The sequence below is a fragment of the Pseudomonas sp. MWU13-2862 genome (assembly GCF_023242495.1).
GTDB classification, from domain to species: domain Bacteria; phylum Pseudomonadota; class Gammaproteobacteria; order Pseudomonadales; family Pseudomonadaceae; genus Aquipseudomonas; species Aquipseudomonas gingeri_D.
Genome location: NZ_JALMEZ010000004.1, coordinates 83,063 through 106,718 on the forward strand (window position 1 = coordinate 83,063; position 23,656 = coordinate 106,718).

Here is a 23,656-nt window from a genome sequence, read left to right on the forward strand (position 1 = left end):
TTTCGAAGATCACTTGATCGGAGGGTTTGGCGGGAAAAGCAAATCTCAAACGTCAATTACAGACTCAGGCATCAAAGCGGGTTGATTAGGGAAGTGACGGGGTCACGCCGCATGATCAGCATATGCTGCAACCTCAGCAGAAAGCCAACTTCAAATCCTTCCTGAGGACCGCTTGGACGGTGATGCTTTCGGCTTTGCGTCGATATGATGAGCCGTCGCGCCAGGTCTCAGCGCCTCACACGCCGCCGTCAGAAGTAGATACCCGCAGAGTAAGGCGTGAGTTATTGATCATTATTGAACTCTGAGTTTCTTCCGAAAAAAAGCAACAGTATTTAAGTGCCAAACTAGCTCTCTGTAACAAAGCTTCAGCCAGCTCCTTGAAACCATAAAGATATTAAGATGTAAGATAGTCGCTTCGCCTTGAAGCGACTATCTAAATAACAACACGGCAAAAATCACATCATTTTTTACCTCTCCATGAATCATGCCCATCGTATGCGCGGATGCGTATGCGGTGAATAATACTCCATTCAGAGAGATCTATTAACTTGAGTGATAGTCCAACCCAACCCTAGTCAGGGTTGTACCTAATCGCTGCAACAGATTAAGAGCATATTCATAACGTAACTGGCAAATAACTTCGGCACCAGAGTTCTCAAACTTCAGATCCCCTTCAGACTCGTTAAGCCTACCAATAACAAGATGCCCATTTTCGCCAGAGAAGCGTCCGGAGTTTTTCGCAAACAACTGTTCCCATTGCGGGTTTGTATGCGCTTCACCCATCGGATAGATTGAATAACAATCCGCGTCTTTTTCTGTAGGAATAAAAACAAAAATATTCTGATTGGCTTGCTCTAGGGCCGCTTCGTCAGACACTTTATGAAGCAGCACCGCTTTGAACGGTAAGTAGTCACCCAATCGTCCTTGCCAGCCCGTCTTTTTCTGACCTGGGACTAGATCACATGCGGGAGATAGGCAAGCCCACAACTCACTCCCGATTTTTATAATATGTCCAGTCATCAGGTGCGAGTGTTCGAATCGGGCCTTCATACAAGCATGCGTATTTAGCCGCTTTAAAATTTTATCGTTTTGAGTAGCTAAATTTATATGACCAAAAAAGCGTTTAAATACTTCATCCTCTCCTAATTCGTCTAAATGAGATGTGAGTTCTCCTGCATAGCTATCGATATTGGCGCGCAGGTTATCTCCCAGCGCCTCCCAGTGCTTGTCGACTGTTCCCTTCAATGTCTGTTTTCGGTCAACGCATTTTTCACTGAAGAGTTGGCGCATCCAACCTGCTTGAAGTAAACGATCTCGAAGAACACCAGATTCGGCTAACACACCATGCTCATCCATCTGGGCTCTCATCCGTGCCATAAGCAGCTGATGGGGGGATGGGCACCAATTTATTATTGCTGCTTTGAGCATTTCCGGAAGATCTTTAGGGGCATGAGATTTACTAATAACCGTAACAAAAAGTCTGTCAGTTCGCAGCCAATTAAAAGCTTTTTCTCTTACCCAAGATATATCACCCAAATCGCTTGTCGAGAACTGCTCCTTCAATACATCATGTTTTTTAGATATTAACCACTTGGCCCAGAGCGCGTCACCAACTTTGTTTGCTGGTGCGGTCTTGAGTAGCTCTTTCAGGAGCTGCCACTCAGGCATTTTAAGTAACTCTTTGCAAGAATTACTTTTTCGGACCTCTAGGTAAGTTTGATCAGATATAATTGATAGCAGCTTGGCCTCAATTTCCGTATCGTCATCCTCCCACTCTGCAATTGCTTCATTGATTTGCTGTTTTGGATAATGTGGGATATCACTTAAAGACTCATCGTCGCTCATTAAGCTTAAAGAAATCTGCCTAAACACATTCCCTATCGCGTCGCTGTCGCCCTTTGTGTATACAATAACCATATTAAAATGATCATTACTGGCTAAATCGCGCAATATGCCAATAGCGTGATCGCCTGTACCAGAGTCCCCGGCTAGATGGTAATCCAAGATCATTAAGTCGCTATGATGTAAATACGGAGCAATCCTTTCCTCTCCTCTTACAGAAACCTCTCGCCCATCATGAACATCTACTAACCATGGCCTATCTCGATTCCTGCAGTAACTTAAAATTTCGCTCACTTTGCGAGCGTCACCTTCGCTTCCCGCCCATGGGCGAACGCCGTTAAGTTCTTTTTCTATAAGACTGTCTAATGACGGAAACTCATCATCAACAACAATTACCGTCCTGATAGGGTCAATATAGGCTTGCTCAATAAGCTTTTCATATATCTCAGTCGGCACTAGTGGCGCAGAAGCTATCGGCATATTCTCAATCATATTTTACTCCTTTAAAATTAATCAAGAAATTAGCTCCTGGTAATTTACACTTGCTTTTATCTGTCACATAGAACACGGAGTGGCCGCCAACTGCTAGGTTAGCTCGACATAAGTAAAGTCCAACTCCGCGGCCGCCTCTAATTTTCGTTGTAAAAAATAAAGTGAATAGCCGATCGATATCATCAGCTTCAACTCCAGGTCCATTGTCCGCGATCAATACTTCACCATCGACTACATCAAGAAGTATTTCAGGAGGATCGCTACGCTGCTGCGAGGACCAATAAATCGCATTATTTATTATATTAATAAATACTGGAAATATTCTTTCTTGCTGTTCAAAGACTGAAAACCTCAAAAAATCTTGGCTTGCAACCAACTTCACTCCTGAAGCCTCAAGCGTTTTCCTCAAAAACATACTAGAGTATTCAAATATTTCTTTCCCACTGATCCAGGTCCTGATTTTTTCACCTGATAGCTTCAGCGGGGAAAGAAATCGTAAGCGATCTATAAGTTCTTCATGAGACTGACTAATTGTTTTATAGTTTGGTGTGCACTTAAAATCGTGAGGTGAGCTGCGCAGAGCCTCTGTTATTGATAGTTCGAGACCTTCGATTTCGTGACCTATAATTTCTACAGTGATCCCTAACTGCGCCAATGCATTTAGACGGGATATTTCTTTCGTCGCCTCTTCATAACGATCTAAAGAAAATGACACCATCGCCTCTACGTTTACACTGTCTCGTAAACTTTGTAAGGAAGAAATGTATGCTGTAAAAATTTCTTCGTTTTCAGAATCTAGCGCTTCTCTTTCCACTTCAAGTTGGTTCAATGTCGTAGATAAGGAGGTGGCCCCTTCAGTGAGCGGTTCTAGGTATGGCAAACACGCTGAGTGATAGAGTTTGCTACGTTCATCTATCAAGTTTCCTAGGCGCTCCGATTCCTCCGCTAAAAGTTTTTTTGCTTCAATGTTCCAGCGTCTAAGCCTTTGCTGTATGGAGTTAGCGTGTCTGCTAAGCTCAGAATAAGCAATATCACGTGGCGAGCGAGGTCTGATTTTTTCCAGACTTAAGATTACCGAACTGTTGAGCTGGCTGATTAAGTCGCTAGCATACACTGCTTTTTTCTAAATGACTTATAGTCGCTAGATAATGACCCGAGAGTTTTAGGGACTGAGCCAAATGTTAAATCGCTTCTTGTCGATTGTATTTCCAATAAAGCCTCTCTAAGCTTTATTAATCCTTCTTCGTTATCTGGAAGACTGTTAACTTTAGCTTGTTCAGCAATTAGCTCAAGCTCGTTGCACATGACATCCATGATAGGAATGAAACGATTTAGCTTTTGGCGAAACTCTTTTCTTTGTCTACTTCTTATATTTTTCTGCGCTTCTTCGGCTTTCTGCTGCTGCCTACCAAGCTGTATCTCGGGCAACACCGCTTGCCTGATTTTTGAGTCAGTTCCGAAGTATCGTCTCGCAGAAGTCATTAGAAGGTTTTCAACAAGGTCACGAAATATTTTCGCAGCCTTATTATCAATAATACCTTCGCGGCCGGCTTTATCTTTCAAGTTTGGATTGTGCGCTCTCGCAATAGCAACTCGGCCAAAAACCCTCCGGTATGACCAAAACTCCCGGCCAGCATGATTTGACCTCCTTTTCTCAATTTCAAAAAAATCATTGTCTTCCCTGCCATAAGGCATGACGCGCAAACCATCCCGGTAAACCATAAAGCCGCTATACTTCTCAGCTTGAGCGGTTAACTTTGACCAAACCTCTTCAGAATGAGAAGTATTGGAAAGCAATACTTCAAATGTACCAATCCTTATTCTAAACGAACCTACTCTTGTATCCGAGCGAACTCCTCCGAGCGTTTTTGGTGGTATCAAAACAGGCTCATCTAGCCACTTCCCGAAAACTTTAGCTTTTCCGCGAAATATACCAGACTCATCAAATCGCCCCTCTAATATGTGTTCCAAATCTTCAAGATTTTCATAATCAAAAGATCTATCTGAAGAAACTATCGTGGTCGGAAGTGCACCATGCCAGGCAGTAACAGAATACTCAAAATCTGATACACTGAATCCACTATCAACATCGTCGGCATCTGAAAATGGATCAGTAAAATTAGATAACGTTTCAAAAAGTCTTTCTTTAGCCTGCTGCTCTGGCTGTTCTAATGAGGACGTGGCCGATGAGTTTAACTGTGCGTACAAGTCGAAGGATATATCCGACACTAAAAGAGCAGTTCCACTATCTGACTTGCCATTCCAAACTGGCCACTGCTCAAAATGGCGGTCAGAGAAAGCAGTAGTTATGATGATATTTTCAATTGATAAGCGAGTGCTCGGCAACCCTTCCCGGGTTTCGATGGCATCATACTTTTCCCAAGCGTCAGATATTCGCTCGTTTCGCCTTTCATCTGGACCAGTGCCTATAATATTCTCTAGCAATTGATCGAACATTACGGGTATATTTTTGAGAATATCTTCTTTATGTTCGATTTCCAGAACGGGTATTTGTACGTCATCTAGCAACAGGAAAGGGTTTTCAAATAATCGCCAATCTATAAGCGCTAAAACAAATGAAGACTTACTTCTTTTTGAAACAAATAAAAGTAAGGGACCAAGAGCTGCTGCTGATAGCCGACCAATTCCCTTTTGACCTTGTCGAGGTCTCGGGAGTAATCCCTTTCGATCATCATCCGCCGCTGCTTCGCCGGTTGCTTTCGACTCCGTGCCAATAACAAGCCATTTCTGTATGAACTCCTCTTTGTTCATACCGTGACCGTCATCAACAAGAGCTGCTATAGGAGTGTCGTCTTGATATATATCAAGCGAGACTTTCCTTGAATATGCGTCATATGCATTTTTCCAAAGCTCCGATATAGCTGTTGGGCAATCTGCAATCTGTTCTCGCCCTAAGTGATCAACAGTCCTGGCTCTAGTTTTAAATGAAATAGACTCGATCATAATGAGGTTCCATCTCCGGTCGCAGACTTATTTATAGTTGCTTAAAGCGTTAGCTATCGCACTAATTATTTCTTTTCCCATGTCAACAGGGACAGCATTTCCGACCTGTTCCCCTGCAGCCATCAATCCGCCTTTGAATACAAACCAATCAGGAAACGTTTGAAATCGTGCTGCCTGGCGCACTGTGATACCATGGTGCTCCACTGGATGTACAAAACGGCCTTTAGAGGGGTTCACACAAGCTGTTGTCATCGTAGGACCAGGTAGCGAGGGATCGATGCGCCCATAAACGTCGGTGTGTCCATTATGACTTGTATGGCAAGGTAAGATGCGAGTGGAGTCTTTGCGGCTACCACCGTTGATAGGGGTCGACTTAAAAACGTTTATTAATGATTCAGTATGATTCATATGCACATCATTTTCATCATCTTTAGTTGTAGCCGTATCAAATATAGATTGGCATGACACCCATGGCTTTAGGTGGGGATTATTTAATAAGTCTTTTTTATCTCCATGGGTTCTCTTCGGCGGCCAAACTATATCTAAGTCGATATCAGGCCGAATCCCAAGTATAAATACACGCTTTCTGCGTTGCGGAACACCGAAGTCTCTCGCATCCAAGACTATTGGGGGTAATACTTTATACTTTGATTTTTTACCTGCATCATAAAATTCCTGTAGGAACGATTTATGTCGCTCCCACAATAGGCCCGGTACGTTTTCCATTAGGAAGACTTTGGGTTGCAATTCCTTCACAAACTCAAAGTACCTTAAGATTAGTTTATTTCTAGGATCAGAAACGCCGCTACTATTTATTCTGTGTACAGAAAAACCCTGGCATGGAGGCCCGCCAAGGAGCAGATCACACTGGATGTCGGTAAAATTATCATTGACTATCGTCTTAGGGGATAGATCTAAAATATCGCCTTCGTAAAGTGTCGTTTCCCCGTTCGGACATAAATTATGTCGATAGGTTAGGCAAGCCTGCTTTTTTAGCTCAACGGCAGCTTTCACTTTAAAGCCGGCCATCCGTGCAGCCAAAGAAAATCCGCCCGCACCTGCAAAAAGGTCCACACAACTTAACATTCTAATATGGCCCTAACACTCTCATGAGAGAGGTTCAAAAATTCTAGCTGACCCAAGATCTCCTTAATATGGGGCATATTAACTAAGTGCCTTCCTTTTCTCAAAGTGGTGCTTGTCGAGCTTCTCGAGCTTCTCGGAAAAAACATTTTCAATACTTCTCAAATTTTACCATACTCCTATTTTGCCATTAAACGTAAAAAAATCGAGCTTATTTACTCGTACATGCAAACCTATATATTTCTCAAGGAAGCTGCGGAACTTCCCCTGCTCGAAATTAATCGAGGCGATACATTTCCTATAGGTAGGGCGATAAAACTTATTGACTGCAAAAAATTTTGCACTGATTTATATTGCTATATTTTTAAGCTCTCCAAACAATGAACACTGGATCAATTTAGACCTATACACTAATCACACACAAATAAGCTCAACACACTTGTGACGATATTAATACGCGCCCCTTTAATTTACCAGGGGCGCATTTAAACCGGCATTGTTCGATACGCATTGAATCAGACGAAAGCCAACCATCTTGAAGACGAAACACCACCTCTTCCTTAAGAATTATTTCACTGGGTAGTTCTTTAAGAGAGAAACCTAAAAAACTCGTCACATTTAATTTTAAATATTCAATTACTTCAATCTCCCATTTAAAATTTCCGTGTTCCGTTTCAAGTAAAAATGGGATAACTATCTTTGCCCAATCGTTACCAAAGCGCTCAGACTCATAACTCTCAAACTCCTGAACATCATCGACAGGGATAGGATATTCTTGCCCGTCATAGATATATCTACCGTCTGCTTCAATCTCCACCCAATACATTTTTATAGTCCTCGCTTTTAATTTTTTTGATGACGTTATGACGAGCGATACTATGTCAATAGCTCTTACTCTTAAGTCTAGTCACTACGGCGGATTCTGGCCGATTTGCCTTATGCTGCGATAGCAGGACTCTATTCACAGCTCATCGTAGACCCGAAGCAGATTAGTCATCGTGAATCTGCATATTTGTCAAATCAAATACAAACTGGCGCTGAGACGGTATGCTCTTTTTCGCAAAGTATTCCAATGGGCATTCCAGCCAAAATAAAAAATTAACATAAATCTTAATAATCAATTAATTAAAACACTGATTCAGATTACCCCGGCCAGATATCGACGCCAAGGCGCTTGGCGAGTACTTCCAAAGACGCTTCGACAAAGCTCAGAACAGACAGGTTTGGAAACCATCCGCATCCTGGAAAATCTTGGGCTCGCCAATGGCGGCACACCCAATTTGGCCGGTTTGCTGCTCTTCGGCCAGGCGCCACAACGTCTGTGCCCGGCGTTCGATATCAAGGCCGTGGCGTTTCCGGGCACGGTGCTGCATGACCGCCACTATCTAGACAGCGAAGACATAGACGGCAACCTGCTGGAGCATTACCGGCGCAGCCTGGCCTTCATCAAGTGCAAACTGCGCCATGTGCAGCGCCAGCAGGGCTTCAATACCCTCGGCCAGCTGGAAGTGCCGGAGGAGGTGTTCGAAGAACTGCTGGTCAATGCCCTGATCCATCGCGACTACTTTGTCAGCGCCTCGATCCGGATCATGATCTTCGCCGATCGCATCGAACTGATCAGCCCCGGGCACCTGCCTGACGTGCTCGATACCGAGAAAATTCGATTCGGCCTGTCCAACCGTCGTAACCCGACGCTCACCTCCCATGCTGTGCACATCCTCCCCTATCGCGGTTTGGGCACGGGCATCCCGCGCGCGATCGACGCCTGGTCAATGATCAGGCTGGACGACGACCGGCAGGGTAACCAGTTCAGGGGGGTGATTCGGCGGGCCGTTGAAAGCGGGCCTCTTTCGGGACCAAGCAGGGACTAAGTAGGGGCCAAGCATGACTGAAAAGGTGACGGATCTATTTTTTCGAAAATAAATGCATCACTTTTTTGCTTGATCGATAGGAGCTCGACATCGGAGCAGATGTCGACGACAGCTACTACAACCTTGACTACCTGCTGAACGGCGATCAACGGGCCTTCCGCGCGCTCGTACCGTTCAACCGCTGGGCCCGGAACACCACCGCCAACCGCCCGAAGTCCCTTCACGACGGCTACCTGCTCGACGGCAAGTCCCTGGCCGACGAAGGCAGCGACAGCCCTGCCATGGCCGCCACCGGCGGCGATACGGCAGTCATTCCCAACGCCGCGAGCAATCGCACGCGTGGCAACGGCGTGTGATCGACCAGCAGGGCCCTCAATACACTGGCATCGGCTTCAAGCGGCATGTCCAGTGTCCTGCGCACCGACTTGGGCAGGGCCACCCGCAAGGCCGTGACCATATCCACGGCCTCACCCAATGATTGGCCCAGGCCGTTGTAGACCCGATAGCGCCCATCCGCCCGTACCAGCACCCGCTGCAACTCGGCCTGCTCAAGCCCGATGCTGTCCAGCAAGGCCCCCGCGGGGCTGTCCTGGCGCACCTCGATGCGCATGCAGCCGGGCCAGCAAGGCAAGGTTTCCAGGGTGTGCAGCACCAGCACATCGCTGTCCTCTCCGGCCGCCGACGCCAGGTAGAGCCCCTCGTACGCGCGGTTCAAGCGCAACTGCTGGCGATACCACAGCGCATCCCGGAGCATCCGCGGGGGTGCCACCTGCGCCGTGGACAACTGACGAAGCTCGTCCTCGTCAGCACGGGCGATCAGCTCTCGTACCATGGAGGTCGGCAGATCGGCAAAGAACCTTCTGACCTGCCGCACCCGGGGATCGCCCGACTGCTGCCGAAACTGATAACAGATGTCGAACACTTCGTTCCTGCGCCGGGCAAGGGCTTCGCCAGCTTTGCGCCTCAACGCCAACAGGCGGTCTGCGGCCGAGGCGTAGTCGCCCCCCAGCCACTCCCTGATCTGCTCGTCGTCCAGATGATTCAGCACACTGATCCACAGATCGCCGGCCATCAATTGAGCCTCGCTCACCGAGATTCGCGGCAAGTCCTCGGCGCTGTCTTGCGGGTACTCGACCCGGTTGGCGGCTCCCGCTTCGAACAACTGCAATACCCGTGAAGTGGGCCAGATCAGTTGCAGTCCCACTTGTTGCAGATAGCGTTGTACATCGGCGTCTTTTGCCGGCGTCTCGTCTTCGGGATGCTCGATGAAGCGCCTGATCTCCCTGTCCAGCCGGAAGCGCTCCACGGTATCGAGCAAAAATGCCGGGGGCTGCCGACGGTCCCCGGGCATCAGCAGCGGCCATGGCCAGGTTGACGATGGTCACCCGCCGTGTCGCGGCAGATCAGCCCGTCAGGACGGCCAGCAGGTCCTCGTTCTGCGGAAAAGGTGGCTGGAAAAGGCGGCGCCCATCCAAGTTTCCCTAATGCACCCACATCACCGCATAGCCCAAGGTCATCAGCCCCCAGGCCACGAGCGGATGAAACAGCACTTGCCACACTCGCGCACGCGGGTCGAAGCCCACGCCGTGCACATACCCTGCGGCCACGCCCCACATGACCAGCATCAGCAGGTTGTGGTTGTAGTGACCTTGGGCGTTGAGGATGGTGATGGGGTGGATCAGTAGAATCAGGCTCAATGGAACGGCCAGCAGCAGGGACAAGACCCTGCTGCTGGCTCGTCGCAACCGCGGTGCGGCTTCAGCGGTCACCCGCGGACTCCTTATCCAGCGTGTCGGTGGCTTCGAGCCACATGACGTTGATGATGCCGAAGCTACAGGCCAATAAGACGCCGAGGATCCAGGCAAAATACCACATAGTGTGCGCTCCTCAGTAAAGGCCGTGGGGGTTGGCGTCGATGTGCTTGGTGGTCACTTTGCCCCACATTTTGGCGTAGCACCAAAGGGTGTAGCAGAGGATCAGCGGCACGAAAATCGTTGCGGCAACCAGCATGATATTGAGTGTCATACGGCTGGAAACCGCATCCCATACAGTCAGGCTGGAGGCCGGGTCGATACTCGACGGCATGACAAAGGGAAACAGGGAAAAACCAGCGGTGCAGAGGGTGCCAACGATGGCCAGGCTGCTGCCCAGGAACGCGCAGCGACTGTGACCGCCGCTGGCCGAAAGCAGGGCCAACAACGCCCCGACTATTCCCACTACCGGTGCGATGACGGTCAGCGGGTATTTCCCGTAGTTCGCCATCCAGCCCAGGTTGCTCGCGGCGACGGTCTTGCTCAACGGATTCAGGGCCATGCCGGGCTCAAAGGCGGAGGTGATGGTTTGCCCTTCGATGCTGCCCAGCAAGAGCCAGAGACCGGCACCGATGAAGGCCAGCAGATAAACCGCCGCGAACAGCTGAGCAGCGCGGCGTGAACGCCGGGCAATATCTCCCTCCGTACGCATCATCAACCACGTGCCGCCGTGCAGGCAGAGCATGCTCAAGCTGACGACGCTGGCGAGCAGTCCGAATGGGCTGAGCAGTTGCCAGAAACTACCGTGGTAGCTGGAGCGCAGCGTGTCATCAAACTGGAAGGGCACGCCCAGGAGCAGGTTACCGAACGCCACGCCGAATACCAGCGAAGGCACCACACCGCCAACAAACAGGCCCCAGTCCCAGCTTTGCCGCCAGCGGGTGTTGCTCAGTTTGCTCCGATAATCGAAGCCTACCGGGCGAACAAACAAGGCAAACAGCACCAGCAGCAGGGCCCAGTAGAAGCCCGAAAACGCAGCGGCATAGACCAATGGCCAAGCGGCGAACAAGGCACCGCCGGCGGTAATCAGCCAAACCTGATTGCCATCCCAATGCGGCGCGATGGTGTTGATCACCACCCGTCGTTCGTTATCGTTGCGGCCGACGAAGGGCATCAGCGCGGCGGCGCCGAGGTCGAAACCATCGGTCAGGGCGAAGCCGATCAGCAAGACGCCAACCAGTACCCACCAGATCAGTTTGAGGCTTTCATAGTCGAACATCATTGTGCTCCTCAGACCAGGGCCGGCTGTGTGGCGTGGGCGAGTGATGCCTCGCGTTCCAGGTGATAGCGACCGGTATGCAGGCTGCTCGGACCCAGTCGGGCGAACTTGATCATCAGGTACATCTCGATCACCAACAGCACGCTGTAAAACGCGACCAGCGCCAGCAGAGAACCCCAGACATCACCGGTCGAAATGCTTGAAGCGGACAGATGGGTCGGGAGTATTTCGCCGACAGACCAGGGCTGACGACCATGCTCCGCGACAAACCAGCCGGTTTGCGTGGCGACCCACGGCAGCGGCAGGCTGAACAGCGCCCACTTGAGCAACCAGGGTTTGCTCATTTCGTTCTTGCGGGTAGACGCCCAGAACGCACAGACGAACAAGGCCAGCATCAGGAAGCCGCTGAGTACCATCAGGCGAAAGGTCCAGAAAATCGAAGATACGCCGGGGATGGAGTCCAGCGCAGCCTGTTTGACTTGTTGGTCGCTGGCATCGACCACTTTGTCCGTGTATTTCTTGAGCAGTAAACCGTAGCCCAGATCTTTTTTCACGGCGTTGAAGGCAGAGACTGTCTGTTCGCTTTTATCCCCTGCGCGCAGTTGCCGAAGCAGGTCATAGGCAACCATGCCATTGCGGATCCGTACCTGATGCTGGGCCACCAGGTCCTTGATGCCTGTCACCTGTGTGTCTAGCGATCGCGTGGCAATAATCCCCATGACATAAGGAATCTTCACCGCGTAATCGGTACGTTGTTCGGCCTGATTCGGCAGCCCGAACAGCGTAAAGGCTGCAGGTGCGGCCTCGGTATCCCACTCGGCCTCGATCGCCGCGAGCTTGGTTTTTTGAACATCGCCGATTTCATACCCAGACTCGTCGCCCAGAATGATGACCGAAAGAATCGATGCCATGCCGAAGGCCGACGCGATGGCAAAGGAGCGCCGCGCGAACCCGATATCGCGGCCCTTGAGCAGGTACCAGCTAGAAATGGCCAGGACAAAAATCGCGCCGGTCACGTAGCCGGACGCAACGGTGTGGACGAACTTGACCTGTGCCACGGGGTTGAACAACAAGGCGCTGAAACTGGTCAGCTCCATCCGCATAGTGGTGAAGTTGAACTCTGCCCCGATTGGATTTTGCATCCAGCCGTTGGCGATCAAGATCCACAATGCCGACATGTTCGAGCCGATCGCGACCAGCCAGGTGACCCCCAGATGCTGGACTTTGCTCAGGCGATCCCAGCCAAAAAAGAACAGGCCGATAAAGGTCGATTCCAGGAAGAACGCCATCAAGCCTTCAATCGCCAACGGAGCACCGAAAATGTCGCCGACGTAATGGCTGTAGTACGCCCAATTGGTGCCGAACTGAAACTCCATGGTCAGGCCGGTGGTGACACCCAAGGCGAAGTTGATGCCGAACAGCTTGCCCCAGAACCGGGTCATGTCCTTGTAGACCTGCTTGCCGGTCATCACATAGACCGACTCCATGATGGCCAGGAGGAAGGTCAAACCCAAGGTCAGAGGGACGAACAGAAAGTGATACAGCGCCGTCATAGCGAATTGCAGTCGAGATAAGTCGACGACTGATTCCGAGATCATTGGGGGGGCTTCTCCGGAGGTGTAGGAGTGGGGCCAAGCACGTGCTGGCCTACTTTGACGCCGTCATCCATGACCTCGACCGGAGCGCTGAACCAGATGCTTCGGATCCCCAACAACAAGATGAGCTTGATAAGCAATATCAGGCCAATTTCCTTCATTAATGGTTTTTTTAGAAAATCGAAGGGGCCTGGCATGATGGGCACTCGCAGGGATGGCGGAATTGTCCCGACGGCGAAGACGGCCAACCTTGACTCAGATCAATATTCTCGGCCTCGATGGGAGCGACGAAACGTCACACTCGAACAGCGGCAGTGCCCACTCATGCCAAGCGCGAGGACTTCTGCATCAGTGGAAGGCAATGATCTGCCATGGCGCTATCCGAGGGTTTCCCGCAAAATACGCCCTCCCGGATTTTGAGTGACCTCATCATGCATCGAGTCGGATTCTTCGTTTGCCATGGCCATGATGCTCTTGATCTTGCCGGCCCCCTTTCGGCGTTCAATCAGGTGGTCACCGCCGCCGGCCATACCCCCTATGATCTCCAGGTCATCTCGCAGGCGGGAGGGTCAGTGCCTGGCAATACTGGCCTTCCGATCGAGACCCAGTCGGCAGGTAGGCGCAGGTTTGACACCATCCTGTTCATTGGTGGCGATATCGAGCCGATGCGGACAGCGGAAAACATCGCCGCCGCCAAGAAACTGGGGGCCAAGGCCTCGCGGGTGGGAAGCGTGTGTACCGGGGCATTCCTGCTGGCGGAAACCGGCCTGCTGGACGGACGCCGGGCCACGACGCACTGGCTGTACGCCGCTCAATTGCAGTCGCGCTTCCCTGGCATCAAGGTCGGGGGGAACAGTATTTATATAGCGGACGGACATATCTGGACATCCGCGGGCATCGCCGCCGGCATCGACCTGGCGCTTGCCATGATCGAACAGGATATGGGCGCGGAAGTGGCGCGTGCCACCGCCAGGCTGCTGGTCGTGCCCTATCGTCGACCGGGAGGCCAGTCGCAATTCTCCGCCATGTCACAAATGGAGCCGGAGTCGGATCGCATCCGCATCGCGCTGAATTTCGCCAGGGAACATCTGGCTGAAGCGCTACCTGTCGAGCGGCTCGCCGATGCGGCCAGATTGAGCCTGCGACAATTCGGACGGGCCTTTCGCCGGGAAACCGGTGAAACGCCGGCCAAGGCGGTCGAGCGCTTGCGCGTTGAAGCGGCGTGCCTGCGCCTGCGCGATGGCAGCGAACCGATCGAACAGATTGCCCTGGCGGTGGGCTTCAGCGATCCGGAACGGATGCGCAGGGCCTTCGTCAAACTGCACGGACATCCGCCGCAATCGGTCCGTCGCGAGAGCCGATTGAGCGGTGAGCGCGGATAGATCGACGCCCTATCCGCGCGCGTAGCCTAGTCAGTGGCCACCAGGGCCACTGTTGTCAGAACCGGGCGCTCAACGCGCGTCAGGTTTCAGGGGGCCGTAATCACTCCACATGTCGCGGTGCAGCTTCCAGACGCCACCCTGCTTCAGGAAGACCAGGATCTGTTTACCGCGAAACTTGAGCGCGCCACTGTGATCACGGACATCGGCCTCCGAAACTTCGGTAACCGCCTGATCGTCACCGTAGAACTCGTAATTGCTGAAAGATACGCTGCCAGGCTGGGATCCGGCATAGCCCTTGGCGAAGTATTCGGTGATTGCGCGGGCGCCGATAACTCGGTCGCCCCCGGGCGGCAAGAGGGCGCCATCCTCCGTATAGAGGCGACCTATCGCCTCATAGTCACCCCGCGCGAAGGCCTGCGCCCATCGGGCGTTCTCGGCCTTGATGGCCGCTTCCGGCGGACGCTGTGGTTCACCGGCGGTGGCCGGCAGGATAAAGGCGAAAAAGGAGAAGCCGACTGCAAGGGCAGCCGCACAAGGACGGATCTGTCGCATCTGATGATTTCCGATATTGGCTTGAATGGAAGAGGGCTGCACCCGATTGGGCAGGTGCAGCCCACATTGCCTGGCAGCGTTTCAGCGAACGCCGGGTATTCGCGCGAGCCCCTTGGATGCACCGGGCAGTTCTTTGTCGACCATCGCGATGACTTCTGGCCGAGCGTCCCTGGGATGACCGGAATGGAACGGCGGAGCGGGGTCATATTCGATCGCCAGTTGCGTGAATTCGGCGGCCTGTTGACCACGCAACTTCGCGGCAACACGAAGCGCGAAGTCGATGCCCGCCGTCACGCCGCCGCCGCTCATGAATCGGCCGTTGTCGTCCTCGACGAAGCGATCAGGAACAGCGATGGCTCCGTATTCAGTCAGCTTGTTGACGAAGGCCCAATGGCAGGCGCTGCGCTTGCCCTTGAGAATGCCCGTGGCGGCGAGCACGAGCGATCCGTTGCAGACCGACGTAATATGCTTGGCGCTTTCCGCCAGGCGCAGGATCTGTGCCTGGTACTCCGGCCGCATCGGTGCCGACAAATCAGAGCCGCCTGGGACCAGGAGCAGGTCGGTCCTCTCAATGTCGGCCAGTCGTTCAGTGTTGCCATACACGACCCCGAATTCGAGGGTCACATTGCCGCCATTGAGGCTCGCATAACGAACCTTGGTATTGGGTAGCCGGTGAAAAATCTCGCTGGGGCCGGCGAAATCGAGCAGCGTGCCGCCGTCGTAATTCACGATCAGAATATTCAGCGGTTCGTTCGGGGCCAGCTCTCCCCCGCTGCCGGCCTGCGCAAGAGCGGGAGCGGCACGGCCAAGCAGGGCTCCGCCGCCCAGGAGGGAGCCGAGGGTGACGATGCCGCCGAACTTGAGCACATCGCGGCGGGAACTCCCCGTGCTGAGCGGGCGCTCACCGGTGGCGTTGTTTTCGCTATGGTCGGTCACGATAACTTCTCCTTTAAAGTTGCGAGGCACCGCCATCGACCACCAGTTCGGTGCCGACCACATAGGAAGATTCGTCGCTGGCGAGATAGAGCGCCGCGTACGCAATGTCCTCGGCCTTGCCCATGTGGCCCACCGGAACCGCCTGGGCGAACTCGGCCTTACGCTCGCGAACCCACTCATCGGACATCCCCCACTTGCTGATCAGGGGCGTGTCCATCGCACCGGGCGCAATCGCGTTGAAGCGGATTTTCCGGTCGAGGAACTCGTAGGACCAACTGCGCGCCAGTGATCGCACGGCCGCCTTCGCCGCGGCGGTCAGGGAGATGCCATGCTTGCCGGTCTGCGCGACGAAGGAGGTGTTGAGAATGACCGAAGCGCCCTCCCGCAAGTCAGGCAGCACCGCCTGAAGCGTGACCACCACGCCCTTGACGTTGATGTCCATGATTTCCTCATAGAGATCGTCGTCGATGTCGTTGAGTGCCGACGGGAATGCTCGACCGGCGTTGGCAAACACGACATCCAGGCCGCCGAACCGCTCTTTCACCTCGGCGGCAATCGCCCGCATATCCTTGAGCGAACGTACGTCGCCCTGGAGTACCAGCGCGTTCTCGCCCAGCTCGGCCTGCACACGCTCAAATACGGCAACATCGCGACCGGTCACCGCGACCCGCGCGCCTTCTGCAATGAAGAGCCTGGCGGTGGCGAGACCGATGCCACTGGTACCGCCGGTGATCAAAACCGATTTGTTCTTGAGCCTCATCTTCTGTCCCCTTCTCTGCCTCGTGATTGGTCAAGCCGAAAGGTCATGGCGTCATCACGGTTATGCGCATGTCTGCGCTCGATTTCCCGGGCAAAGTATGGAAACAGCACCTTGATGGCGTAAAGGTCGTATAACCCTCAAAAAACGCCACATAGGGGGTATGCAATGAGTGTGGATCGGTTATCAGATCGAGTTCAAATGGGTGTTACAGTGGAGTGTAATTTCGAAAGACACTTCAATTTTCACTCCATATAAAAATCAATATTAACCATTAAACTCAAACGGTTAAGGAAGACATGCCTCAAGAAAGGCTCGACCTGTTACGACTTCCAAAACCCATCCGAGATCCTGTCAGCGACCTGGTCAGGGCGCTCAATGCCGCCAGCACCGTCGCAGACCTGGAGGCTGAAAGGGCCATTCAGATTACGTTTATCGGCGGTTTGGAAAGTGCCAAGCGCTTGCGGCCAGCCGATATCGAAGCGCTCTACATCATTTTTGACGATGCCGTGGAGGCGAAGCTGAAGCAGCTGTCATGAGTTTCAGTCCACGGCTAACAGCACATACGGTGCCTACCTTCGTGACCCGGATGGCAACAAGATCCATATCGCCCATCGTGGTTAGAAATAATTTCAGGCACCCACGGAGCTCACCGCTGAAGCCTCAACGCAACCTCAACGGATCCACCAATCCCACCGCAATCACCATCCCCACCAGATCCGGGAGGCTCTGCGCCTCCATGCGCTTCATGACCCTGGAGCGATACAGGTCGATGGTCTTCACACTGACCCCCAACTGCTCGGCTATTTCCCGGTTGGCGTAACCCTGCACCAACGGTAACAACACATCGCGCTCTCGCGGGGTCAGGCTGTCCAGCCGGGCCTGGACCCGGGCCTGTCCTTCGCTCAGCGTCTGGCTGTCGTCGGCCCGGCTCAAGGCCTGCTGCACGCTGTCGAGCAGCAACTGTTCGTTATAGGGCTTTTCGATAAAGTCGTGGGCACCGGCCTTGAACGCCCGCACCACGATCGGCACATCGGCATGGCCACTGACAAAGATCACCGGCAAGCGGATATCCCGCGCCCTCATCTCTTCCTGCACATTCAAGCCGCCCATGCCCGGCATGCGCACATCCAGCAGCACGCAGGCATTGAGGCGGGCATCGCAGGCCTCGAGAAAGTCCCGTCCACTGGTGAAGGGCAGCGCCTTGAGGCCGACCGACTCCAGCAGCCAGACCGTCGAGTCGAGCATGCCCTGGTCATCGTCAACCACATAGACCAGCTGCTGCGCCACACTCACCATTGCGTTACTCCTGTTGTTGTTCTTTTCGGCCGGCACCTTATTGCGCCGGCAAACGGCAGCGCATCCGCAGGCCGCTGGCCATGGGCTGCGCCTGCAACTCACCACCAAAGCCTTCGAGGATGCTGCGACTCATCGACAGCCCGAGGCCCAGGCCGTTGGCCTTGCTGGTGTAGAACGGGGTGAAGATCTGTTCCAACTGCGCCGGGGAAACACCGGGGCCCTGGTCGCTGACACTCACCTCCACGCCACCATCAGCACCGCGCTCGGCCGCCAGGATAATCCGCGACGCCTGCCGCGGGTGCACCTCGCGGTTGGCATCGATGGCGTTGCGCAACAGGTTGAGCAATACCTGCTCCAGCAGCACCCGGTCGGCATAAACCGGCGGCAGATTATCCGGCAGGCGCTCCTCGATCGTCACCTGGCAGGCACTGGCTTCCCAGGCACACAAGCGCACCGTGTCACGACCCACTTCGCTGATATCCAGGGCCTGCATGCGCCGCCGCCCTTTGCGCAGGAACGCACGCAGCCGCTTGATCACCTCGGAGGCGTGATTGGCGTGTACGGCGATACGCTCCAAGCCCTGGGCTACCCGCTCGACCGCCTGCGGATTGCTATCCAGGGCCTGCAAATAACGCTGGCTGGCACTGGCGTAATTGACCACCGCCGCCAATGGCTGATTCATCTCGTGGGCGATGCCCGAGGCCAGCTCGCCCAGGGTCACCAGCCTTGCGGTGTGGGCCAGTTCGTCCTGATGGTGACGCTGCTGGGCCTCGCGCAATTCGCGCTCGGTCTGGTCGTGAGCGACCAGGGAGTAGAAACGTTCGCCGCTGGCCGAGCGATGCGCCAGCAGCATCAGGGATACCGGCACCGAGGTAGCGCCATCGAGGGCTTGCAAGCGGGCCTCGATGCTCCAGCGACCATCCCGTTCGGCACGACTCCACCCCTCGCGCTGCAGAGCCGCCAAGACATCGGCGGCCAGAAATTCGCCCAGGCTCGGCATCGCCGACTGCTCGCCGAGCTTGAGGGTGCGCCGGGCCGCCGGGTTGAGATAAGTGACATCGCCACTGGGCTCGATGAACAACACCGGGTCAGGATTGGCTTCCACCACCTCCGCCAGCCGGTGCTTGTTTTCCTCGGCCTGGACCCGGGCGGTGATGTCCCGGGACACACTCACCACTTCCACCACCGACCCGGTATAGGTTTCGCGGATCGCGCGGCAGGCGGTCTCGAACCACCGGTAATGACCGTCGCGATGACGGATGCGATAGGTCATGGTGTGATAACCGTCCTGCTCCAGGGCATCACGGGTGCGGTGCATCAGGCCGGCCAGGCCCTGGGGATGGAACAGGCTGTGGGCCGGGCGGCCGCGCAACGCTTCGGGCCAATAACCGAGCAAGGTCCAGGACGCCGGGGAGGCATCGAGAAAACAGCCATCGGGGGTATGCCGGGAAATCAGGTCGGTGGTGTTTTCCGTGATCAGGCGATAGAGACGCCTGGCCGTGGCCGACTCGCGCTCGGCAAGGACCTGTGCGGTGGCTTCGCGACAACGCGCCAGCACACGGTTCTCCCGCGGCTCGGGAATAAAGGTCCAGATCAGGATCCGCTGCTCGAATTGCGCCTCGACCCCTTCGATGGCCCGTTGCTGTTCCAGGCAGGCCCGCACCAGCGGCAGATGATTGACCGGCAACAGGCTCATGGCATCGGCCAATGGCTGTTGTTCGAGCAACGCCAGCAGCGCCCCGTTGAGCGCCAACGGTCGTGCCCCGGCATCGAGCAGCAGGCTCGGCTGCGGATCATGTTCCAGTAAAGGCGAACCCTGCACCAGGCCAATGGAGGCGGACATCATCGCGGCCACCACCTGGAGAAAGGCCGGGCCGGCAGCGACTTCACGGGCAGTGCAGAGGTCATGATTTGAGCCTTGAAATTTTTATAGTAGATATACTATACAACTCAGGTAGTACTTCCATACCTATCCGCAAACATTATATAAAACACCCCGGATAAGTCATCGAGGGGTCGGTAAAGACCGAACGCCTCGGACATAGAGCTAATAATCAGCCACCGGGTACCCGAACCATGTCCATCTACGAGCAAGGCCTCGCGCCAACGGCCGTCAATCATATTGCCCTGTCTCCGCTCAGCTTTATCGAGCGTACTGCCAAGGTCTACCCCGACTACCCCGCCGTGATCCACGGCTCGATCCGCCGCACCTGGGCCCAGACCTACGCACGCTGCCGGCGCCTGGCCTCGGCACTGGCCGGACGCGGCATCGGTCGTAATGACACAGTGGCGGTGATGCTGCCGAACATACCGGCCATGCTCGAAGCCCACTTCGGCGTGCCGATGATCGGCGCGGTACTCAACGCCCTCAACGTGCGCCTGGATGCCGAAGCCATTGCCTTCATGCTGGCCCATGGCGAAGCCAAGGTACTGATCGCCGATCGCGAGTTCCATGACGTGGTGCAGGCCGCCATCGGCATGCTCGACCACCCGCCGCTGGTGATCGATGTCGATGACCCGGAATACGGCGAAGGCCAGGCCGTCAGCGACCTGGACTATGAAGCGCTGCTGGCCGAAGGCGATCCGGCCTACGACTGGCAGTGGCCGCAGGACGAATGGCAGGCCATCGCCTTGAACTACACCTCCGGCACCACCGGCAATCCCAAGGGCGTGGTCTATCACCATCGCGGCGCCTATCTCAGCTCCCTCGGCAACCAGATGATCTGGAGCATGGGCAACCACCCGGTGTACCTCTGGACCTTGCCGATGTTCCACTGCAACGGCTGGTGCTATCCCTGGGTGGTCACCGCGATGGCCGGGGTGCATGTGTTCCTGCGCCGGGTCGACCCGCAGAAGATCCTCAACCTGATCCGTGAACACCAGATCACCCACCTGAGCGGCGCGCCGATCGTGCTCAACGCCCTGGTGAACATGCCCGAGTCGGCCAAGGCCGCGATCGATCACCCGGTCAACGCCCTGGTCGCCGGCGCCGCACCACCGGCCAAGGTGATTGGCGCCGTGGAAGCCATGGGTATCAAGGTCACCCACGTCTACGGCCTGACCGAGGTCTATGGCCCGGTGACCATCTGCGCCTGGCATGAGGCCTGGGATGAACTGCCGCTGGAAGAACGCGCGCAGGTCAAGGCACGCCAGGGCGTGCGCTACCAGACCCTGGAAGGGCTGATGGTGGCCGATCCGAAAACCCTGGAGCCGGTCCCCGCCGATGGCCAGACCATCGGCGAGATCTTCATGCGCGGCAACACGGTGATGAAGGGTTACCTGAAGAACCCCAGCGCCACGGCCGAAGCCTTCGAAGGCGGCTGGTTCCACACCGGCGACCTGGCGGTGACCCATCCGGATGGTTACGTGGAGATCCGCGACCGGCTCAAGGACATCATCATTTCCGGCGGTGAGAACATCTCCACCATCGAACTCGAAGGCGTGCTCTATCGCCACCCGGCGGTGCTGGAAGCCGCGGTGGTGGCCCGTCCGGATGAAAAATGGGGGGAGACACCATGCGCCTTCATCACCCTCAAGGCCCATCACCCGGACGTGCGTGAAGCCGAGATCATCAGCTTCTGTCGCGAGCATCTGGCCGGTTTCAAAGTTCCGCGGACCGTGATCTTCACCCAGTTGCCCAAGACTTCGACCGGCAAGATCCAGAAGTTCGTCCTGCGCGATATGGCGAAAAACCTCTAGCCTTGCCCTATCCTCCCCGGCCGTTGTCGACGTCCGGGGTAATACGCATCGCCCATGGCGCGGCCGCGGCCGTGTCTCCATCCCCTGTTTGCAGGATGTTTAACGCCATGCCCGAGTTCAACGCCCCCCTGCGCGACATGCGCTTCGTATTACATGAAGTTTTCAACGCCAGCCAACTCTGGGCCCGCCTGCCGGCCCTGGCCGAGACTGTCGATGCGGAGACCGCCGACGCGATTCTTGAAGAGGCGGCCAAGGTCACCGGCAATCTGATCGCCCCCCTCAACCGTAGCGGCGACGAAGAAGGCGCCCAATGGCACGGCGGCCAGGTCAGCACCCCGAAAGGCTTCAAGGACGCCTATGCCACCTATCTCGAAGGCGGTTGGGTCGGCCTCAGCGGCAACCCGCAGTTCGGCGGCATGGGCATGCCGAAGATGCTCGCCGTGCAATTCGAAGAAATGCTCTACGGCGCCAACTCCAGTTTCGCCCTGTATTCGGCGCTGACTTCCGGCGCCTGCCTGGCCATCGACGCCCATGCCAGCGAGGCGCTGAAAGAGCGCTTCCTGCCGCTGATGTACGAGGGCCGCTGGGCCGGCTCCATGTGCCTGACCGAAGCCCATGCCGGCACCGACCTGCGCCTGATCCGCACCCGCGCCGAACCCCAGGCCGACGGCAGCTATCGCATCAGCGGCAGCAAGATCTTTATCACCGGCGGCGAACAGGACCTGACCGAGAACATCATCCACCTGGTGCTGGCCAAGCTGCCGGATGCACCGCCAGGCGCCAAAGGCATCTCGTTGTTCCTGGTGCCGAAGATCCTCGTCGAGGCCGAAGGCAGCCTGGGCGCCGCCAACGCTGTCAGCTGCGGCTCGATCGAGCACAAGATGGGCATCAAGGCTTCCGCCACCTGCGTGATGAACTTCGACGGTGCCAGCGGCTGGCTGATCGGAGAAGCCAACAAGGGCCTGGCGGCCATGTTCACCATGATGAACTACGAGCGCTTGTCCATCGGCATCCAGGGTATCGGTTGCGCCGAAGCGTCCTACCAGAACGCCCGGAGCTATGCCCGCGAACGCATTCAAAGCCGCGCCCCGGGCGGGGCAGTGGCCAAGGACCAGATCGCCGACCCGATCATCGTCCACCCCGACGTGCGGCGCATGCTGCTCAGCATGAAGGCCATGACCGAAGGCGGCCGCGCGTTCGCCAGCTATGTCGGCCAGCAACTGGACCTGGCCAAATTCTCCGACCAGCCTGATGAGCGGCACAACGCCGAGGCCCTGGTCGCCCTGCTGACCCCGGTGGCCAAGGCGTTCTTCACCGACACCGGCCTGGACAGTTGCATCCACGGCCAACAAATTTTCGGCGGTCACGGCTATATCCGCGAATGGGGCCAGGAACAGTTGGTGCGGGACGTGCGCATCGCGCAGATCTACGAAGGCACCAACGGTATCCAGGCCCTCGACCTGCTGGGCCGCAAGGTGCTGGGAAACGCAGGTGTCGCCTTGCGCCTGTTCATCGCCGAGATCCGCCACTACGCCGCGCAGCCCGGCGTAGCCTACGCCGACGATCTGCTGGACGCGGTGCAACGCCTGGAAAGCCTCAGCGACTGGTTGCAGGAGCAGGCCGTGGACGACCCCAACACCATCGGCAGTGCCTGCGTCGAATACCTGCACCTGTTGGGTTATGTCGCCTACGCCTATCTCTGGGCGCGCATGGACCGGGTCGCGCAGGACAAGCACAGCGAGGAACCTGGATTTTACGGAGCGAAACGGGCAACCGCGCGGTTCTATTTCAGCCGGTTGCTGCCGCGCATCCTGAGTCTGGAACAGAGCATCCGCGCGGGCAGCGCTTCATTGTTCGGACTGGAGGCCGAGCAGTTCTGAGGCGGCGCGGCGGCGAGTGAGATCCGTCATCACCTTGCCGCCGGCTTTGTTCCAACGGGCGAACTGCTGATCCGCACCCGCCATGTCTTCGGCGTTGACCAGGTCGAAACGCCGATAAAAAATTCATAAATTTTTACTCGCCATTTTCTCTCACATTTGGTTACATTCGCCGAAATAACCACGGAGAACTCCTATGGACCCCAGCTCTAGTAGGCCGGTCACACTGACTGGAATGGTGCCGCCTGGCAGGTAGGACTGACCCTGGTTGATCTCC

General features: G+C 55.3%; 21 protein-coding genes. 5 read left to right on the forward strand and 16 right to left on the reverse strand.

Going from position 1 to position 23,656, the window contains the following annotated elements:
- Positions 1-543 precede the first annotated feature (543 nt).
- The 5 genes from M5C56_RS08680 to M5C56_RS08700 form a co-directional block, all read right to left on the reverse strand.
- The gene (locus tag M5C56_RS08680; protein ID WP_103496166.1) at positions 544-2,334 is read right to left on the reverse strand and encodes a response regulator receiver domain; all 1,791 of its coding nucleotides are present in this window, start codon (positions 2,332-2,334) and stop codon (positions 544-546) included.
- Entirely contained in the window at positions 2,327-3,448 is a 1,122-nt protein-coding gene (locus M5C56_RS32470) for an ATP-binding protein (protein ID WP_247263094.1), read from the reverse strand. The genes M5C56_RS08680 and M5C56_RS32470 overlap by 8 nt, the downstream gene beginning before the upstream one ends.
- Positions 3,430-5,298: an ATP-binding protein gene (locus tag M5C56_RS08690; RefSeq protein WP_247263095.1), complete on the reverse strand. Its 1,869-nt coding sequence runs from the start codon at positions 5,296-5,298 to the stop codon at positions 3,430-3,432. Before M5C56_RS08690 ends, M5C56_RS32470 begins: the two co-directional genes overlap by 19 nt.
- A gap of 27 nt (positions 5,299-5,325) precedes the next feature.
- Positions 5,326-6,372 carry a DNA cytosine methyltransferase gene (locus tag M5C56_RS08695; RefSeq protein WP_247263096.1) on the reverse strand — a complete coding sequence of 349 codons (1,047 nt, stop codon included), beginning with the start codon at positions 6,370-6,372 and terminating at the stop codon, positions 5,326-5,328.
- A gap of 439 nt (positions 6,373-6,811) precedes the next feature.
- Complete coding sequence (locus tag M5C56_RS08700) at positions 6,812-7,207, reverse strand: hypothetical protein (RefSeq protein ID WP_247263097.1); 396 nt, start codon at positions 7,205-7,207, stop codon at positions 6,812-6,814.
- Positions 7,208-7,604: 397 nt separating this feature from the next.
- Between M5C56_RS08700 and M5C56_RS08705 the strand changes: the two genes are divergently transcribed.
- On the forward strand, positions 7,605-8,252 hold the full coding sequence (locus M5C56_RS08705) for an ATP-binding protein (RefSeq protein WP_247263098.1): 648 nt from the start codon (positions 7,605-7,607) through the stop codon (positions 8,250-8,252).
- A 229-nt stretch (positions 8,253-8,481) separates the two neighbouring features.
- Here the strand turns inward: M5C56_RS08705 and M5C56_RS08710 are convergent, their stop codons facing one another.
- The 6 genes from M5C56_RS08710 to cydP all read right to left on the reverse strand — a co-directional run bounded on the left by M5C56_RS08710 (position 8,482) and on the right by cydP (position 13,074).
- Complete coding sequence (locus M5C56_RS08710; RefSeq protein ID WP_103496164.1) at positions 8,482-9,603, reverse strand: hypothetical protein; 1,122 nt, start codon at positions 9,601-9,603, stop codon at positions 8,482-8,484.
- Between the two features lie 130 nt (positions 9,604-9,733).
- On the reverse strand, positions 9,734-10,021 hold the full coding sequence (locus M5C56_RS08715; protein ID WP_247263099.1) for a cyd operon YbgE family protein: 288 nt from the start codon (positions 10,019-10,021) through the stop codon (positions 9,734-9,736).
- The gene (gene cydX / locus M5C56_RS08720) at positions 10,011-10,127 is read right to left on the reverse strand and encodes a cytochrome bd-I oxidase subunit CydX (RefSeq protein WP_100939626.1); all 117 of its coding nucleotides are present in this window, start codon (positions 10,125-10,127) and stop codon (positions 10,011-10,013) included. The genes M5C56_RS08715 and cydX overlap by 11 nt, the downstream gene beginning before the upstream one ends.
- Before the next feature lie 12 nt (positions 10,128-10,139).
- A complete protein-coding gene (gene cydB / locus M5C56_RS08725) occupies positions 10,140-11,282 on the reverse strand; it encodes a cytochrome d ubiquinol oxidase subunit II (RefSeq protein WP_103496163.1) in 1,143 nt (380 codons plus the stop codon).
- Between the two features lie 11 nt (positions 11,283-11,293).
- On the reverse strand, positions 11,294-12,880 hold the full coding sequence (locus M5C56_RS08730; RefSeq protein ID WP_103496162.1) for a cytochrome ubiquinol oxidase subunit I: 1,587 nt from the start codon (positions 12,878-12,880) through the stop codon (positions 11,294-11,296).
- Entirely contained in the window at positions 12,877-13,074 is a 198-nt protein-coding gene (gene cydP, locus M5C56_RS32475; protein WP_103496172.1) for a cytochrome oxidase putative small subunit CydP, read from the reverse strand. The genes M5C56_RS08730 and cydP overlap by 4 nt, the downstream gene beginning before the upstream one ends.
- A 174-nt stretch (positions 13,075-13,248) precedes the next feature.
- On the opposite strand from cydP, the gene M5C56_RS08735 reads away from it, so the two are divergent.
- Entirely contained in the window at positions 13,249-14,259 is a 1,011-nt protein-coding gene (locus M5C56_RS08735) for a helix-turn-helix domain-containing protein (protein WP_247263100.1), read from the forward strand.
- Between the two features lie 69 nt (positions 14,260-14,328).
- Here the strand turns inward: M5C56_RS08735 and M5C56_RS08740 are convergent, their stop codons facing one another.
- From M5C56_RS08740 to M5C56_RS08750, 3 genes are all read right to left on the reverse strand, one after another.
- Complete coding sequence (locus M5C56_RS08740; protein WP_103496161.1) at positions 14,329-14,811, reverse strand: nuclear transport factor 2 family protein; 483 nt, start codon at positions 14,809-14,811, stop codon at positions 14,329-14,331.
- A gap of 81 nt (positions 14,812-14,892) precedes the next feature.
- The gene (locus M5C56_RS08745) at positions 14,893-15,747 is read right to left on the reverse strand and encodes a DJ-1/PfpI family protein (RefSeq protein WP_103496160.1); all 855 of its coding nucleotides are present in this window, start codon (positions 15,745-15,747) and stop codon (positions 14,893-14,895) included.
- Between the two features lie 13 nt (positions 15,748-15,760).
- Complete coding sequence (locus M5C56_RS08750; RefSeq protein WP_103496159.1) at positions 15,761-16,507, reverse strand: SDR family oxidoreductase; 747 nt, start codon at positions 16,505-16,507, stop codon at positions 15,761-15,763.
- A 296-nt stretch (positions 16,508-16,803) separates the two neighbouring features.
- Here M5C56_RS08750 and M5C56_RS08755 point away from each other — a divergent pair, with 296 nt between their 5' ends.
- On the forward strand, positions 16,804-17,043 hold the full coding sequence (locus tag M5C56_RS08755) for a hypothetical protein (RefSeq protein WP_103496158.1): 240 nt from the start codon (positions 16,804-16,806) through the stop codon (positions 17,041-17,043).
- 124 nt (positions 17,044-17,167) lie between these two features.
- Here the strand turns inward: M5C56_RS08755 and M5C56_RS08760 are convergent, their stop codons facing one another.
- Both M5C56_RS08760 and M5C56_RS08765 read right to left on the reverse strand, forming a co-directional pair.
- A complete protein-coding gene (locus M5C56_RS08760) occupies positions 17,168-17,803 on the reverse strand; it encodes a response regulator transcription factor (RefSeq protein WP_103496157.1) in 636 nt (211 codons plus the stop codon).
- A 37-nt stretch (positions 17,804-17,840) separates the two neighbouring features.
- Positions 17,841-19,649: a PAS domain S-box protein gene (locus tag M5C56_RS08765; RefSeq protein WP_103496156.1), complete on the reverse strand. Its 1,809-nt coding sequence runs from the start codon at positions 19,647-19,649 to the stop codon at positions 17,841-17,843.
- 230 nt (positions 19,650-19,879) lie between these two features.
- On the opposite strand from M5C56_RS08765, the gene M5C56_RS08770 reads away from it, so the two are divergent.
- Positions 19,880-21,502, forward strand: coding sequence for an acyl-CoA synthetase (locus M5C56_RS08770; RefSeq protein ID WP_103496155.1), 1,623 nt, complete (start codon positions 19,880-19,882; stop codon positions 21,500-21,502).
- A gap of 107 nt (positions 21,503-21,609) precedes the next feature.
- On the forward strand, positions 21,610-23,382 hold the full coding sequence (locus tag M5C56_RS08775) for an acyl-CoA dehydrogenase C-terminal domain-containing protein (RefSeq protein WP_103496154.1): 1,773 nt from the start codon (positions 21,610-21,612) through the stop codon (positions 23,380-23,382).
- Positions 23,383-23,656: the final 274 nt, after the last annotated feature.